The sequence below is a fragment of the Streptomyces shenzhenensis genome, assembly GCF_021462265.1.
GTDB classification, from domain to species: Bacteria; Actinomycetota; Actinomycetes; order Streptomycetales; family Streptomycetaceae; genus Streptomyces; species Streptomyces shenzhenensis.
Window position 1 is genome coordinate 152,864 of sequence record NZ_JAJONF010000003.1, and the last position, 14,513, is coordinate 167,376.

Consider the following 14,513-nt stretch of genomic DNA (forward strand, 5'->3'; position numbering starts at 1 on the left):
CGCTGCCATGCCCTCGCCCGACCGGACGGGCCCTGATCCCCACTCCATCGCCTCCGAATGACATGCTTGTCACCCGATGACAACTATGCCTATGGTTGCCAGGCGACGAGAGGAGACTCGGATGGACATCGACTTCCACGAGGACGACGCCCCGGCGTGGGTGGAACTGAACACGCCCGACCCCGAGGTGAGCACGCGTTTCTACGGGCAGCTGTTCGGCTGGACCTTCGCCGGCGGCCTCGGCGCGCGACCGCAGTCGCAGTTGGCCGAGCTGGCTGGGCGACCGGCCGCCGCCGTCACCGCGACGCCGGGTGCCCAGCTCGGTTCCTGGACCACGTTCGTCAAGGTGGCCGACGCCGCAAAGGCCGTCGAGAGGATCGCCGCGGCCGGCGGAAGCGTGCTGACCGGGCCCCTGGCACTGGGGGCGGCGGGGCGATCGGCCGAGGTGGCCGACCACGCCGGGACCCGGTTCGGGCTGTGGGAGGCCGGCGGGCATCACGGGTTCGGTGTCGCGGACGAGCCCGGCGCCTTCCACGGCGGTGAGCTGATCACCGACGGTGTCGACGCTTCCGCGGCGTTCTACGGTCAGGTCTTCGGCTGGACGCTCGGCGAGCCCTACGGCCCCTTGAACCGCCGGGACTGGCGGCTCGGCGGCCGGAGCGTCTCGGTGCTGCTGCCGCGGCCGGCGGCCATGCCGGCCGGGATACCGCCGTACTGGGACGCGTACTTCACGGTGGCCGACGCCGCGCGGACGGCCGACGCCGCCGTCCGCCTCGGTGCCACCGCGCTGATGCCGGCCACCGCGACCGACCACGGCGTCATCGCCGTCCTCGCCGACCCCACCGGAGCGGTGTTCACCGTCCTGGCCCCCGCGCCCCACTGACCCGGCGGCACCCACCACCAAGGAGGACGTCATGTCCGTCAACGGCAAGGCCGGCATCGTCACCGGTGCCGGTTCCGGCCTGGGCGAGGCGGGAGCCAAGCGGCTGGCCCGCGAGGGCGCGCAGATCATCGTCGTGGACCGCGACACCGCCGCCGCCGAACGAGTCACCAAGGAGATCGCCGCCGCGGGCGGGCAGGCCACCGCGTTCACGGCGGACATCTCCAGCTTCCAGGCAGCCGAGGAACTCGTCGCGTTCGCGGTGCGCACCTACGGCCGCCTGGACCTCGCCTTCAACAACGCGGGCATCACTCCCGCGCTGACCGACACGCACGAGGTCGACCCGCAGGACTGGCTGGACGTCATCGGGATCAACCTGACCGGCACGTTCTTCTGCATGAAGGCCGAACTGGCCCACTTCGTCCAGAGCGGCGGCGGCGCCATCCTCAACATGGCCTCCACCGCCGGTGTCATGGCCCATGCGGGACGCCCCGCCTACGCGGCCTCCAAACACGGGATCATCGGTCTGACCCGCAGTGCCGCCGTCGAGTACGCCCGGCGGGGCATCCGGGTCAACGCGATCGCGCCCGGCCCGGTCGACGCCCCGTCGGCGCGGGCCCTGCCTCCGGAGGTGCGCGAGGTCATCGCCGACAAGACCGCGATGAAGCGCCCCGGCACCGTGGAGGAGGTCGCGGCCGTCGCGGCCTTCCTGCTGTCGGACGAGGCGTCCTTCGTCACCGGCTCTGTCTACGAGGTCAACGGCGGCCAGACCCAGTTGTGACCGCCCCACCGCCGAAGCGCCCGCCGAGGAGTTCTGGCGAGGGTGGAGTCAGTGAGTGCGCTGGACAACCGCCCCGGGAGCGGGGTTGGGTGACGACGGCGCTGAGGCCAGGGCTCCCGGCCCTCGGCGCAGCCGGCATTGCCGCCGCATCCGCATCAGACCCCAGACGGAGGCATCCGCACGATGATGGGCACCGGACCCGTGGGCCTGCTGCACGTGGTGATCGTCTACGAGCGCCCTTCGGCGCACCGGGTGGTCTGCCACGCCCGCAGCGTCAGCCTGGATCGGGGGGTCTTCCTCGGCGATTCGGTGCTCCCGGTGGACAGCCCGCCGGGAGCCGTGACGGCCCCGGCCCGGGTGGTCCGCATGCACCGGCAGCCGGTCGGGGAGTTCACCGAGTTGCCCCCTGTCTGGAGTGCTGTCGTCGAGATCGAGGGCCCGGACCTGTCCTGGGTGCGGCTTGAGGCGAAGCTCCGGACGGTCCCGCCGGCAACCGGCACGGAGCAGGGACAGCCGGTCTCCGCGGAACCGCAGCCGGCAACGTCGACCCCCTCCGTCTCGACCGGTCCGCCGGCTTCCCGCCCCCCGACATGAACGAGAGGCTGAAAGCACCGCTTCAGGAGCGGGGCCGGGCGATCACAGGCGTCACCTGACCACTGCCTGCCCTGGGGCGGCGTGGAGGCGTGGGGCCGCACGTACCCGGCGAACCCTGATCCCCCGCGAGTCCCCGTCCGTTCCGGCACAGGAGTGGCACGACACCTCGCGGCGTCACCAGGACTCGGCTTGCACGAACAGCGCGATCACCTCCGCGAAGAACCAGACGGAGAACACCAGGCACGCAAGCCACAGACCCCACAAGCCCCAGCGGACCTCTCGTCGTACGCGCATGAGCGGATCATCCCCCCTCGCGGTCCTGGCCTGTCAACGGCACGCTCCTCCCACCACTCATTTCCGCTTCCCCCCGGTCGGCATGTCCTTCTCGTACTCGCCGGGGTCGGTCGCCATATGCACAGCCGATCGGGCCGGTTCGGCCGAGGAAGGCCGACGGCAGGCCAACAGCCTGGTGATCACGGCGGCTCGGGTGCCCGGAAACACGTGCTGACATGGTCGTACGGCCGCCCGGCGAAGCGGCGGCGGGTCTCGCTGGTGACGGCGTCCGAACGGGGTTCACCACGTGATCGGGTATGGGAGCGGGACACCGATGCCAGTAGCGTGCCGGCCGGCAGCGCGAGGCTGACCCCCGCAGCCGACGTGTTCGCGCTCGGCAGCCTGCTCTTCTTCGCGGCGACCGGCGCGTCACCCTTCGGTCAGGGCTCCGGCCTCGACGTGCTCTATCGCATCGTGCACAGCGAGCCCGATTTCACCTTGCTGAACGAGCTCGATCCGGCCCTGGCGGCCATGGTCGCCGCCTGCCTCCACAAGTCCCCTTCCGCCCGGCCCACCGCGGCGGATCTGCTCGAACGCGCCGCGGCAGGCCCCGAGCCCGGTGGCGCGGTCTGGCCCGCGGCGGTCGCCGACCGGCTCGAACGACGCGCCGCGTTCGCCGCGGATGTGCCCGCGCTCGACGAGCTCGATGACACCACCGTGGCCTTGAGCCCTCCCCCGCCTGCCGCGGCGGGCGGGGGCGCGGCAGGCGGGGCGGTGGCCGGGCAGGCAGGCGGGGCCGCGGGGCCGTCTCCCGCCGAAGCCGCGGCGGCCGGGGGCGAGTCAGCGAAGAGCCGGCGCCGGCCGGGGGAGCGCATGCGGCGCGCCCTCAGGCCTCCGGTCATCGTGCCGGTCGTCCTGGTGGTGGGCGGGATCACCGGCTTCGTCCTCCTGCCGTACGCGTCCTCGCACGCCGACGGGAAGTCGTCCGACACGCCCTCGGTCGTCCTGTCCGCCTCGCCGTCCGCCGACGGGTCACCGGCGCGGTCGAGCCGTCCGGCGTCCGCGTCTGCGTCGGCGCACTCCTCCGGGAAGGGCGCGAAGCCGGGCTCGGGCTCGGGCTCGAAGAAGTCGGGTGCGGGAACGGCGGTCGAGAGCGGCGGTTCGTCCTCCAGCGGCTCCAGCGGGTCCAGCGGTTCAGGCACGAAGAGCGGGGGCACCTCCGGGGGCGGGGGGACGTCCTCGGGCGGTTCGTCTTCGGGCGGTTCGTCCTCCGGCGGGTCCAGTGGCGCGAGCGGAGGCACGATCAAGGTCGGTTCCCCGGGTACGTACCGCATCAAGGACGCGTCCGACGGCGCCTGTCTCGAACAGGACACCAGTAGTGGCGCCCCCAGCGCGTACGCCGTGAGCAGCTCTTGTTCCTCGACGAACGGCTCCTACTCCGAGTGGACCTTCTCGGCCGGGCCGAACGGCACGTTCAAGGTGATCAACAAGGGCAGCGGCAGCTGCCTCACCGCCTTCAACGCGAGTGGCTGGATCAACATGGACGCGTGTGGCTCGAACTCCGCCCAGTACTGGCGGATCGGCAGCACGAAGTCCTCGGGCAGCACGCTGGAGAGCACCACCTACTCGCAGTGCATGGAGGTGGTGCCCGCCGGCTCCGCGAGGGTGACCGGCTGCGACGCCGCCAACCCCGCGCAGTTGTGGACCTACGCCGGCAAGAGCTGACCGCCTCCCCGCCCCTTCCCCACCTCGGCTGCCCCGTCAACGCCACGCGGCAGCCGAGGTGATCTCCGGCTGGTCGAGGCGGTGGGCGTTCCCGATGCCGTCCCTCCCGGCCGGATCGCGCCGGCCCGAGGCGTACAAGGTTCGAAACATTTCCCGCGTCGTCCCCTCGGTTGCCTCACGGACCTGCGCACGCTTAATGTGAATGCGCTTTCATCTGCACTGATGCATCAGGAACGGGGGCCTCGGCTCATGAACGGCGTCGCATCGTGAACGCCACACCCACGGTGTACGACGTGGCCGAACGCTCCGGTGTGTCCATCGCCACGGTGTCCCGGGTCTACCGCAACGCCGAGTCCGTACGGGCAGACACCCGGGAGCGTGTTCTCGCGGCGGCCCGCGAGCTGGGCTACGTGCCCAGCGGTAACGCGCGGGGGCTTGCCAGCCGCTCCACCGGCGTCCTGGGGCTGTGCTTTCCCGACTACTCCGATTCGGACGCGGAGGCCGCGGAGACCGAGGACGACGATGCGGCGATGCTGTATTCCGACCAGATCATCCGCGGCATGGAACGGGCCGCGCGCCGCCATGGCTACGCGCTGTTGATCGCGGCCTCGCTGAAGGGCGGACCGGAGAGCCTGGTGGCCAAGGTGGCCGGGCGGGTGGACGGGTTCGCGGTGCTCGCGCGGACCGTGCCGACGTCGGAGCTGGACGTCATCTCCCAGCGCCAGCCGGTGGTGATGCTGGCCGGGCCCCGGGAGGGCGCGGACACGGCGGATCACCTGGACCACATCGAGGTCGCCAACTTCGACGGCCAGCGCGAGCTGACCCGTCACCTCATCGAGGACCACGGTGTGCGCCGCCCGGCCTACGTCGGCTCGTCGGAGGAGTCTCCTGATGTGCAGGCGCGCTTCCAGGGTTTCCTGGCAGCCTGCCGCGACGCGGGAGTGGAGGTCGGCGACCGGCCCGTTCTGCGCGTGGGGATGATGACGCAGGCGGAGGGCGCGCATGCCGCTGAGGTGCTCTGCGAGCGCGCCGGTGAGCGGCCCGATGCCTTCGTCTTCGCCAATGACCAGATGGCCGTGGGGGCCCTGCACGCCCTGGAGCGGCGCGGCGTCAGGGTGCCGGCCGACGTGTTGGTGACGGGCTTTGACGGGATCCCTCTCAGCCGTCTGGTACGGCCCTCGTTGACCACCGTGCATCAGCCGATGCTGCGCATGGGGGAGGCGGCCGCGGAACTGCTCGTGGAGCGCCTGAACGGCACACGCGCGGGGGATCCCGTGTCGTTGATGCTTCCCGTGGCGGTCGTGCGCCGCGCCAGTTGCGGGTGCGGCGAAGGACGGTAGGTGCGGTCCGCGCGCAGGTGAGCCGCGCTCCCGGCGCGGCGAGTGGAGCGGGTGCCGTCCCGGCAGGCTCTGCGGCCCGGCGGCCGGCCCCACCGCGGCCAGCGGCCCGGGCCCGGCCCGCAGGACCGTTGCCCCGGCGTATGGCTGGATGTGGTCCACGTCCGCCGGGAGCGGTGGCGCGGATGCAGGGGGCGCGAGCCGTGAGCCCGTTCCTTCGCCTGTCAGTCACAGCTAGGGCAAATGCGGGCAATGTATGCCTTGATTCATGTCGTAGGCGTTACGAGAGCGTGACCAACGACCCTCTTGTCAGTCTTCGAGCGCCTGATCCAGAGTAATGTATGCGCTTACAAAAAGCGCATACATCGGCCACGCTCGTGGAGGAACAGCCCATGCATCGCGCCGCCAGAACCGCCTCGCTCGCCCTCGTCGCGGCGTCCGCTCTCACCCTGACCGCATGCGGTGGCTCCGGTGGCGGGGATGTGAGCGCAGGCTCCAAGCAGACCCTGACCGTCTGGGCCATGGGAACGGAAGGGGAGAAGCTCGCCGACGTCGCCAAGGTGTACGAGAAGGCGCACCCCAACATCACGGTCAAGGTGACCCCGGTCGGCTGGGACGTGGCCCACCAGAAGCTGGTCGCCGCGGCCGCCGCGGGCAAGCTCCCCGACGTGATGCAGATGGGCTCGACCTACCTGGGCGAGTTCGCCGACATGGGTGCTCTGGAGCAGGTCGACGCCAAGGTCTTCAAGAAGGGCGACTTCTTCCCGTCCGCCTGGGACCAGGGCGTCTACGACGGCAAGTCCTACGGTGTGCCCTGGTACGTCGACACCCGGGTCCTCTTCTACCGCACCGACCTGGCGAAGAAGGCCGGCCTCACGGGCGCCCCGGCCACGATGGCCGACCTCCAGAAGGCGGCCGAGGCGTACCAGGACAAGGCCGGCTCCAAGTGGGGGCTGCAGATCCAGCCGAGCGGCCTGGACGCCGTGCAGAGCTTCTATCCGTTCCTGTACTCGGCGGGCGGAGCGGTCCTCGACAGCGGCGGCAAGCCCGTCGTCAACAGCCCTGCGGCTGTCAAGGTGCTGGAGTACTACGGCAGTTACTACCAGAAGGGACTCAGCGACAAGACGTTCCGGCCGGGCTACGACGTCACGAAGGACTTCAACACCGGAGCCGTGCCGATGTTCTTCGGCGGTCCCTGGATGGTCGGCCTGCTGGACGCCAACTACCCGGGTCTGAAGGGCAAGTGGGCCGTGGCCGCGGTACCGGCCGACAAGGCGTCGGTGTCCGAGGCCGGCGGGTCCAGCCTCACGATCTCCGCGGACAGCACGCACAAGGCCGCCGCGACGGAATTCATCACCTACCTCACCGACGCCAAGGGCCAGGCCGACTGGTACGAGCGCACCAAGGACCTGCCGGCCAACTCCGAGGCGTGGCAGTCGGGTGAGCTTGCCACCGACACGAGCCTGAAGGTGTTCCGCACGCAGATGGAGACCGCCGAGGCGGTGCCCGCCCAGCCCAGGCTGACCGAGATCACCTCCGAGGTCGACGACGCCATCGGCTCGTACACCCAGGGCAAGTCCTCGGCCAGGGCAGCGCTGGACAAGGCGCAGTCCGCGATCAAGAGCCTGGTGAGGTAACCGGGATGTCTCTCGTGACCGGATCGACCGGCGGGGGCACGGCCGTGTCGAAGTCCCGGCGGGCCGACAGCGCGAAGCTGCCGGCCGCGGGGCCGCCGCGGCGCGACCGGCGCCGTTCGCTGGGCCGGCGCAATCTGCACGGCTGGCTGTTCTCGACGCCCTTCCTGGTGCTTTTCGGCGTCTTCATGCTTTTCCCGATCGTGGCCACGCTCTGGATGAGCTTCACCGAGTTCGGGGTACGCAACGTCAGGCAGCCCCTGTCGGCGCGGTTCGTCGGCCTGGACAACTACGCGAAACTGTTCGGCGACGACACGTTCCGCACGGCCCTGTTCAACACCGCCTACTTCGTGATCGTCGGCGTGCCTCTGACCATCGCACTCGGCCTGCTGGTCGCGCTGTTGCTGAACAACGGCATCGACCGGGCCCGCACCTTCTTCCGGGTCGGCTTCTACGCTCCGGTGGTCACCTCCATCGTCGCGGTCGCTGTCGTCTGGCGCTTCGTGCTCGACCCGTCGGACGGCCTCGTCGCCGGCCTCGCCGCCGAAGCCGGCACGAAGGCGCCGGACCTCCTCGGCTCCGAGACCTGGGCCATGCCGTCACTGATCCTGCTGGCGGTGTGGCGCAACCTGGGCACGGTCATGGTGCTGTTCATCGCCGGCCTGCAGGCGATCCCCGCCGAGGTGCGGGAGGCAGCGCGGCTGGACGGCGCCGGCGGCTGGCAGGAACTGCGGCGTATCACCCTGCCGCTGCTGCGGCCGACCATGCTCTACGCCACGGTCATCACCACCATCGGCTACCTCAACGTCTTCGAGGAGCCGTTCGTGATGACCCAGGGCGGGCCCTCCGACGCCACCCTGACGGTGTCCCTGGACATGTACCGGCAGGGCTTCAACTTCTTCCACATGGGCTACGCGAGCGCGATGGCGTACGTCCTGTTCGTGGTGATCACGGGCATCACGGCGCTCCAGCTCCGACTGCTGAAGGACAACACCCGATGAGCGCCCCGACGGCATCCGCCCCGACCGCCTCCACTGCGACCGGCCGGCGCCGTGCGGGCATGGTCCGCAGGCCCGTGCTGTACACGGTCGCCTCGCTGGGCCTGCTGGTGATGGCGGCACCGTTCGTGTGGATGGCGCTGTCCGCGTTCAAGACGAAGCGTGACCTGACGGCCAGTCCGCCGGTGTGGATCCCTTCGCGGTGGACGCTGGGCAGCTTCCATGAGCTCTTCGCCCAGCTGGACCTGCCCCGCTACTTCGTGAACTCGCTGGTCGTGGCGGTCCTCGTGACCGTCTGCAACCTGCTGTTCTGCTCGATGCTGGGCTACGCGCTCGCGAAACTCGACTTCGCCGGCCGCTCCAAGGTCTTCGGTGTCGTGCTCGCGGCCCTGATGGTGCCGGGCAACCTGTTGATCCTGCCGTTGTACGTGCTGATGAGCGGGCTCGATCTCATCGACACCTATGCCGGCCTGGTGCTGCCCTTCGCCGCGAGCGCCTTCGGGGTCTTCCTGATGCGGCAGTTCATGCAGTCGGTGCCGGACGAGCTGATCGAAGCGGCCCGGATCGACGGCGCCGGCGAGTGGTACATCTTCTTCCGCATCGTGCTTCCGCTGGTGAGACCCGCGCTGGCCACGCTGACGATCTTCACGTTCCTCGGCTCGTGGAACAACTTCGTCTGGCCGCTGATCGCCACCAACGACCCGGGCAAGTACACGCTGCCGGTGGCCCTCGCGACCTTCGCCAACGACCCCAACCGCACCGTCGTCGGCGGCAACGGAATGCTGATGGCCGGCTCCCTGCTGGTGGTGCTGCCCGTCCTGGTCGTCTTCGCCGTCCTGCAGCGCCACTTCACCCAGGGCATCGCCACCGCCGGCCTCAAGTAGACCGCCGCCATCACCCGACGGCCCGCTCCACCTCCGCCCGCGCGCCCTGCGTTTCGCCTGCGCTCCCCGCACCACCTGCCCTGCCAGACGGCGGAGGGCTTGCACCTTCTCCCCTCGCCTTCTTCCCTCACAGAGACAGAAACGGACGATGACCGACACTTCCCTCCATTTTCCCGACGGCTTCCTGTGGGGCGCCTCCACCGCGGCCCACCAGATCGAGGGGAACAACGTCAACAGCGACTGGTGGCGCAAGGAACACGATCCGGCGGCGAAGATCCCGGAACCCAGCCTGGACGCCTGCGACAGCTACCACCGCTGGGAGCAGGACATGGACCTGCTCGCCGGGCTCGGCTTCACCGACTACCGCTTCAGCGTCGAGTGGGCCCGCGTCGAACCGGTCGCCGGCACCTTCTCCCGGGCCGAGATCGCGCACTACCGCCGCATGGTGGACGGCGCCCTCTCCCGCGGCCTGCGGCCGCTGGTCACCCTGCACCACTTCACCCTGCCGCAGTGGTTCGAAGACCGCGGCGGCTGGACCGCCGACGGGGCCGTGGACCTGTTCGCCCGCTACGTCGAGAACTGCGCGCCGATCATCGCCGGGGGCGTGCGCCACGTGTGCACCATCAACGAACCCAACATGATCGCCGTGATGGCGGGTGCCGCCAAGGCCGGCGACCACGGCTTCCCGCCGGCGGGCCTGCCCACCCCCGACGAGGACACCACCCACGCGGTCATCGCCGCCCACCACGCCGCCGTCAAGGCGGTACGGGCCATCAACCCCGGCATCCAGGTCGGCTGGAGCATCGCCAACCAGGTCTACCAGGCCCTGCCCGGCGCCGAGGACGTCACCGCCGCCTACCGCTACCCCCGCGAGGACGTCTTCATCGAAGCCGCCCGCGGCGACGACTACATCGGCGTCCAGTCCTACACCCGCACCAAGATCGGCCCCGACGGCCCCATCCCCGCCCCCCAGGACGCCGAGCGCACCCTGACCCAGTGGGAGTACTACCCCCCCGCCGTGGGCCACGCCCTGCGCCACACCGCCGACGTCATCGGCCGCGGCATGCCGCTGATCGTCACCGAGGTCGGCATCGCCACCAGCGACGACACCCGCCGCGTCGACTACTACACCGGCTCCCTGGCAGCGGTCGCCGCGGCGATCGACGACGGCCTCAACATCCAGGGCTACCTGGCCTGGAGCGCCCTCGACAACTACGAATGGGGCTCCTACAAGCCCACCTTCGGCCTCATCGCGGTCGACCCGGTCACCTTCGAGCGCACCCCCAAGCCCTCCGCCGTCTGGCTCGGCAACCTCGGCCGCGTCCGCGAACTGCCGCGCACCACCACCTGACACACGCGGCCGGGCGCCCCCGCCCCGCCAAGTCCGGCCGTGTGCCCGGGAGCCGGTGGGCCCCTGACACCCACCGGCTCCCGCCCACCACCCTTGCGAGGAGTTGAGCACCCATGAACCGACGTCGGTTCCTCACCGCGGCTGCCACAGGAACGGCGGCCGCCCTCACCACCGGACCCACAGCCTTCGCCACCACCGCCACCGCCACCCGTGCGGGAACTGCCCCGCACACCGCGCTGCTGCGCACCTGGTTCGAAGCGACCTACCGCTCGATCACAGCCATGACCACGGACTTCGGCCTGACCACCGACAAGATCGACGTCAGCGGCCCAGGCAACCCCGTCCTCTCCACCCAGACCTCGCCGACCAACATCGGCTGCGGACTGTGGTCCACGGTGGCCGCAGCCGGTCTCGGTGTCATCTCCCCGTCCCTCATGCACGACCGTCTCACCCGCACGGTCGCCGCCGTGGAGCGGCTGGAACGCGCGCACGGCTTCTGGTTCAACTGGTACGACGCCCACGACGGCTCGGTTCTCACCACCTGGCCGGACAGCGGAGACACCGTCCGCCCGTTCCTGTCCACGGTCGACAACGCATGGCTGGTCACCGGCCTGCGGATCGCCGCCGACGCCGACCCGCGGCTGCGCCCACGCATCGCCGCACTGCTCGACGGCGCCGACTGGTCGTACTTCTACACCCCCTACGACCCCGCCAGCCCGTCCTCCAGCCCCGGCCAGCTGCTCGGCGGATACTGGCCCGACAAGCCCGGCAAGGGCGAAGCCACCGGCTTCCACTACGGAGCCCTCAACACCGAACCCCGGATGGCCAGTTACCTCGGCATCGCCGACGGCTCACTGCCCACCGACCACTACTGGCACCTCTACCGCACCATGCTGCCCGAATGGGGGCAGGAACAGACGCCAGAGGGCGAGTACGCCGTGATCGACGGCGTGCGGGTCTGGGAGGGCCACTACACCTACCGGGACCGCAAGTTCGTGCCCACCTGGGGCGGCTCCATGTTCGAGGCGCTGATGGTCCCGCTGTTCGTACCGGAACCCGAGTGGTCCCCCGGCTCCTGGGGCACCACCCACCAGCGGTACGTCCGCAGCCAGATCGAATACGGCCTGATCGAGGCAGAGTACGGCTACTGGGGCTTCTCGCCCGCCAGCATCCCCGAAGGCGGCTACAGCGCGTACGGCGTCGACGAGATCGGCATGCAGCAGGACGGTTACTACAGCCTCGGAGTGGTCACCCCGCACGCCTCCTTCCTCGCCCTGCCCCAGGCGCCGGCCGAGGCCGTCGCCAACCTCACCGCCCTGGCCCGGGACCTCGGCGCCTACGACGACCGATACGGCTTCCGTGACTCCGTCGACGTCACCACCGGCCGCGTCAGCGACTTCACCCTTGCCCTCGACCAAGGCATGATCACCGCGGCCCTCGCCCAGCACCTGCGCCCCGGCCTGCTCCAACGCCCTTTCCGAACCGGCGGCTTCCACTCCCGAGTGAGGCCCCTGCTGGGCAAGGAACGCTTCAGCATCTGAACCCGCCGGCCGACGTGCTGAGCTGTGCGTCAGCCGGATGGGGAAGCTCACCGCCGCGGCGCGTCAGGCACACCGCGAACGGAGCGCCGGGTGCCGGGCCGTCGCCCGCGTGGGCAGAGGGAGCCGCGTTGATGCCGTGCACGTCTTCCTGGCGGGCCGACGGCTTGGCCCGGCTCGGCCAACGCGGCTTCACCGGGCGACGTGGGGAGGGCACGACCACCATGGGCCGGTCAGGCCGCGCCGCACGTCCAGGCCGGCCTGTCGTGCCGGCGGCCGGGGAACTGACAACTGATCGGCACAACCGCCGTCCGCCGCCACCCGGGCGAGGGCATGCCCGCGCACCGGGGGCGGGACCCTGACCAGCTCGCCGGGCTCGGCCCGCCGACCGTGGTGATCTCCTGCTCGCGGAACCGTTGGCGATAACCGTCCTCCGCCCAGGACTACCGCGATCCCGCGCATTCTGCCGGACCGGACCGGACCGGACCGGAGCGGAGCGGACCGGACCAGACCGGAGCGGAGCCCTGAGCTTCGGAAGCCCGGGTTGCCGCAGTTCGTTTGCTGTACCGCACTCCGGGCCCGTCCGCCTGGGCAAGGCGGTGTAACGGCGGCGCCGGTCCGGCTCTTACGCGATCATGGGCCCATGGAATCGTGGACGATCAAGCACTTCTCCCAGGCCAATCCGGCAGGAGTTGGTCAGAATGACGTGCCTGCGCTTCTCCGCAGGGTCGCAGACTCCATCGAGGGTCTTGGCCCGGTCGAGGTCCAGGATCTCGTCATGCACACGGAGGTCACCGGGGACGGCCTTTGGCCGAGCCTTACGGTCTACTTCCACAACGCCACGGACTGACCGGGCTTGCCCGCAGTCTTCGTGGGTACGCCCTCAGCTGCTCTCATACGCCGACGTTCACGCCCGCCGATGTCAGGACTAGATATCAGCTGCCTCGCTGACGTCCCTGACCCGCGGATCGTGAGGCAAAGATGTTCGCGGGGTCACAGGGCGTATCGCCCTCTTGCAGGGGGGCGATACGCCCTGCCACGCCGCTGACTAACCCATGGTCTTGGCGCCGTCCAGGGACTCGCGGATGATGTCGGCGTGGCCGGCGTGCTGGGCGGTCTCGGTGATGATGTGCATCAGCACCCGGCGGGCCGACCATCGGGCGCCCGGCTCTGACCACGGGGCCTTCGGTAGTGGTTGGGTGGCGTCCAGGTCGGGGAGGGTGGCGACCAGTTCGTCGGTTCGGCGGGCCACCTCGGCGTAGTCGGCGAGCACGCCGGTCAGCGTCTCGCCGGGGAGCATCCGGAACTCGTCGGCCCGTCGGGCCCAGTCGGCCTCGGTCATGGTGGTGAAGTCGGGCATCACCGACGGGCCCTCCAGGATGAACGGCGCCCAGGCCCGCTCGACCGCAGTGACATGTTTGATCAGGCCGCCCAGGCACAACTGGCTGACAGTGGTCCGGCGCCCGGCCTGCTCATCGGTGAGGTCACGGGTGGTGAACCGCAAGAAGTGCCGATGCTTGGCCAGGGCCTCCAGCAAGTCGGCGCGCTCGCCGGTGGCGGTGGGCTCATGGGCCGAGTCGTGCGTGGCCAGTTGGTTGACAGTGGTCTCGCTCATGGTCGCTCTGCCTTCCGTGGTTCGTGTTCAGCCGGGTCAGAAGGACGCTAGGAGGCATGGAGGCCAGATCCTGACCTAAATGACCGGAGGGATGAGGATGCTGAGGCTTGACCTGGTGATTCACCTGTCGGGGTGGCGGGATCTGAACCCACGACCTCTTCGTCCCGAAGCAACTTGGGCCTGGCCCTGTCTTTCCCGCTGGCACCGATCTGTTGCAGATTCTGTGGTGCCCGCTCGTCCATCACGACGGTCAGTACGCTGCCAGCCCCCGGCGGCACTGGCGCAGCACAGCGCTGACAGCCGAAGGCGCCGTCGCCGGGGACCCGCCCCGCCCGCACACCGTCGAGGAGGACTACCTGCCCCGCCCGTGCACGGTGTCCCCCACACCGGCCGTGGAGTACCCGAACTGGGACCTGCCGGATGATCTCAGCGAGCTGCTCGCGGAGCGGTTCGAGGTGATGGAGGTGGAACAGGGCTACGACTACTTCGAGGTGGCCACCACGCAGCAGAGCAAGGTCGGCGGCTACCCGGGGTGGACTCAGCCGCCATCAGTGGCTCACTTGACGGTCGCCTGGCCGGGGAGCAGAGGGACTGCTCAATCTACGTCGCCAGCATGACGAGCCTTGGCGAACATTCCAGCCCGGAGCTGAAGCACCGCACCGAGCACGATGACCCCCAGGGCAATGGTGGAAACAACCATCCCCGCTCCGGAAGAGAAACGGAGAAGTTTAGCTCCGCCGTCCAGGACGAAACCGCCACCCATCGCTATCCGACCCCAACCAGCCCTAGGCGACCGCGCGTACTCTGCGATTCCTCGGCTGCCGGTCAAGGTCAACACGCCCAGGACTACGACAAAGCAGCCGGAGCCCAACATGATCCATGCAGACATGGCACCCCTCCAAA

General features: G+C 70.0%; 13 protein-coding genes. 12 read left to right on the plus strand and 1 reads right to left on the minus strand.

Annotation, left to right across the window (positions count from 1 at the left end):
* The first annotated feature begins 121 nt into the window (after positions 1-121).
* From LQ326_RS05265 to LQ326_RS05315, 11 genes are all read left to right on the plus strand, one after another.
* A complete protein-coding gene (locus tag LQ326_RS05265; RefSeq protein WP_234533119.1) occupies positions 122-883 on the plus strand; it encodes a VOC family protein in 762 nt (253 codons plus the stop codon).
* 31 nt (positions 884-914) lie between these two features.
* On the plus strand, positions 915-1,661 hold the full coding sequence (locus tag LQ326_RS05270; RefSeq protein ID WP_234533120.1) for an SDR family NAD(P)-dependent oxidoreductase: 747 nt from the start codon (positions 915-917) through the stop codon (positions 1,659-1,661).
* A 183-nt stretch (positions 1,662-1,844) separates the two neighbouring features.
* Positions 1,845-2,255, plus strand: a complete 411-nt coding sequence (locus LQ326_RS05275; protein WP_234533122.1) for a hypothetical protein — start codon at positions 1,845-1,847, stop codon at positions 2,253-2,255.
* A 618-nt stretch (positions 2,256-2,873) separates the two neighbouring features.
* Positions 2,874-4,253: an RICIN domain-containing protein gene (locus LQ326_RS48250; RefSeq protein WP_234533132.1), complete on the plus strand. Its 1,380-nt coding sequence runs from the start codon at positions 2,874-2,876 to the stop codon at positions 4,251-4,253.
* 284 nt (positions 4,254-4,537) lie between these two features.
* Positions 4,538-5,593: a LacI family DNA-binding transcriptional regulator gene (locus LQ326_RS05285; protein WP_234533134.1), complete on the plus strand. Its 1,056-nt coding sequence runs from the start codon at positions 4,538-4,540 to the stop codon at positions 5,591-5,593.
* Between the two features lie 389 nt (positions 5,594-5,982).
* The gene (locus LQ326_RS05290; protein ID WP_234533135.1) at positions 5,983-7,227 is read left to right on the plus strand and encodes a sugar ABC transporter substrate-binding protein; all 1,245 of its coding nucleotides are present in this window, start codon (positions 5,983-5,985) and stop codon (positions 7,225-7,227) included.
* A 5-nt stretch (positions 7,228-7,232) separates the two neighbouring features.
* Positions 7,233-8,225, plus strand: a complete 993-nt coding sequence (locus tag LQ326_RS05295) for a carbohydrate ABC transporter permease (protein WP_234533137.1) — start codon at positions 7,233-7,235, stop codon at positions 8,223-8,225.
* Positions 8,222-9,106 (plus strand): carbohydrate ABC transporter permease, encoded by an 885-nt coding sequence (locus tag LQ326_RS05300; RefSeq protein WP_234533140.1) that lies wholly within the window; start codon positions 8,222-8,224, stop codon positions 9,104-9,106. The genes LQ326_RS05295 and LQ326_RS05300 overlap by 4 nt, the downstream gene beginning before the upstream one ends.
* A gap of 148 nt (positions 9,107-9,254) precedes the next feature.
* Entirely contained in the window at positions 9,255-10,457 is a 1,203-nt protein-coding gene (locus LQ326_RS05305; RefSeq protein ID WP_234533142.1) for a glycoside hydrolase family 1 protein, read from the plus strand.
* Between the two features lie 113 nt (positions 10,458-10,570).
* Positions 10,571-11,998: a glucoamylase family protein gene (locus tag LQ326_RS05310; protein ID WP_234533154.1), complete on the plus strand. Its 1,428-nt coding sequence runs from the start codon at positions 10,571-10,573 to the stop codon at positions 11,996-11,998.
* 640 nt (positions 11,999-12,638) lie between these two features.
* On the plus strand, positions 12,639-12,845 hold the full coding sequence (locus LQ326_RS05315) for a hypothetical protein (protein WP_234533155.1): 207 nt from the start codon (positions 12,639-12,641) through the stop codon (positions 12,843-12,845).
* Positions 12,846-13,043: 198 nt separating this feature from the next.
* Here LQ326_RS05315 and LQ326_RS05320 read toward each other — a convergent pair whose 3' ends face one another.
* Positions 13,044-13,610 (minus strand): DinB family protein, encoded by a 567-nt coding sequence (locus tag LQ326_RS05320; protein ID WP_234533157.1) that lies wholly within the window; start codon positions 13,608-13,610, stop codon positions 13,044-13,046.
* Between the two features lie 392 nt (positions 13,611-14,002).
* Here LQ326_RS05320 and LQ326_RS05325 point away from each other — a divergent pair, with 392 nt between their 5' ends.
* A complete protein-coding gene (locus LQ326_RS05325; RefSeq protein WP_234533160.1) occupies positions 14,003-14,227 on the plus strand; it encodes a hypothetical protein in 225 nt (74 codons plus the stop codon).
* Positions 14,228-14,513 lie beyond the last annotated feature (286 nt).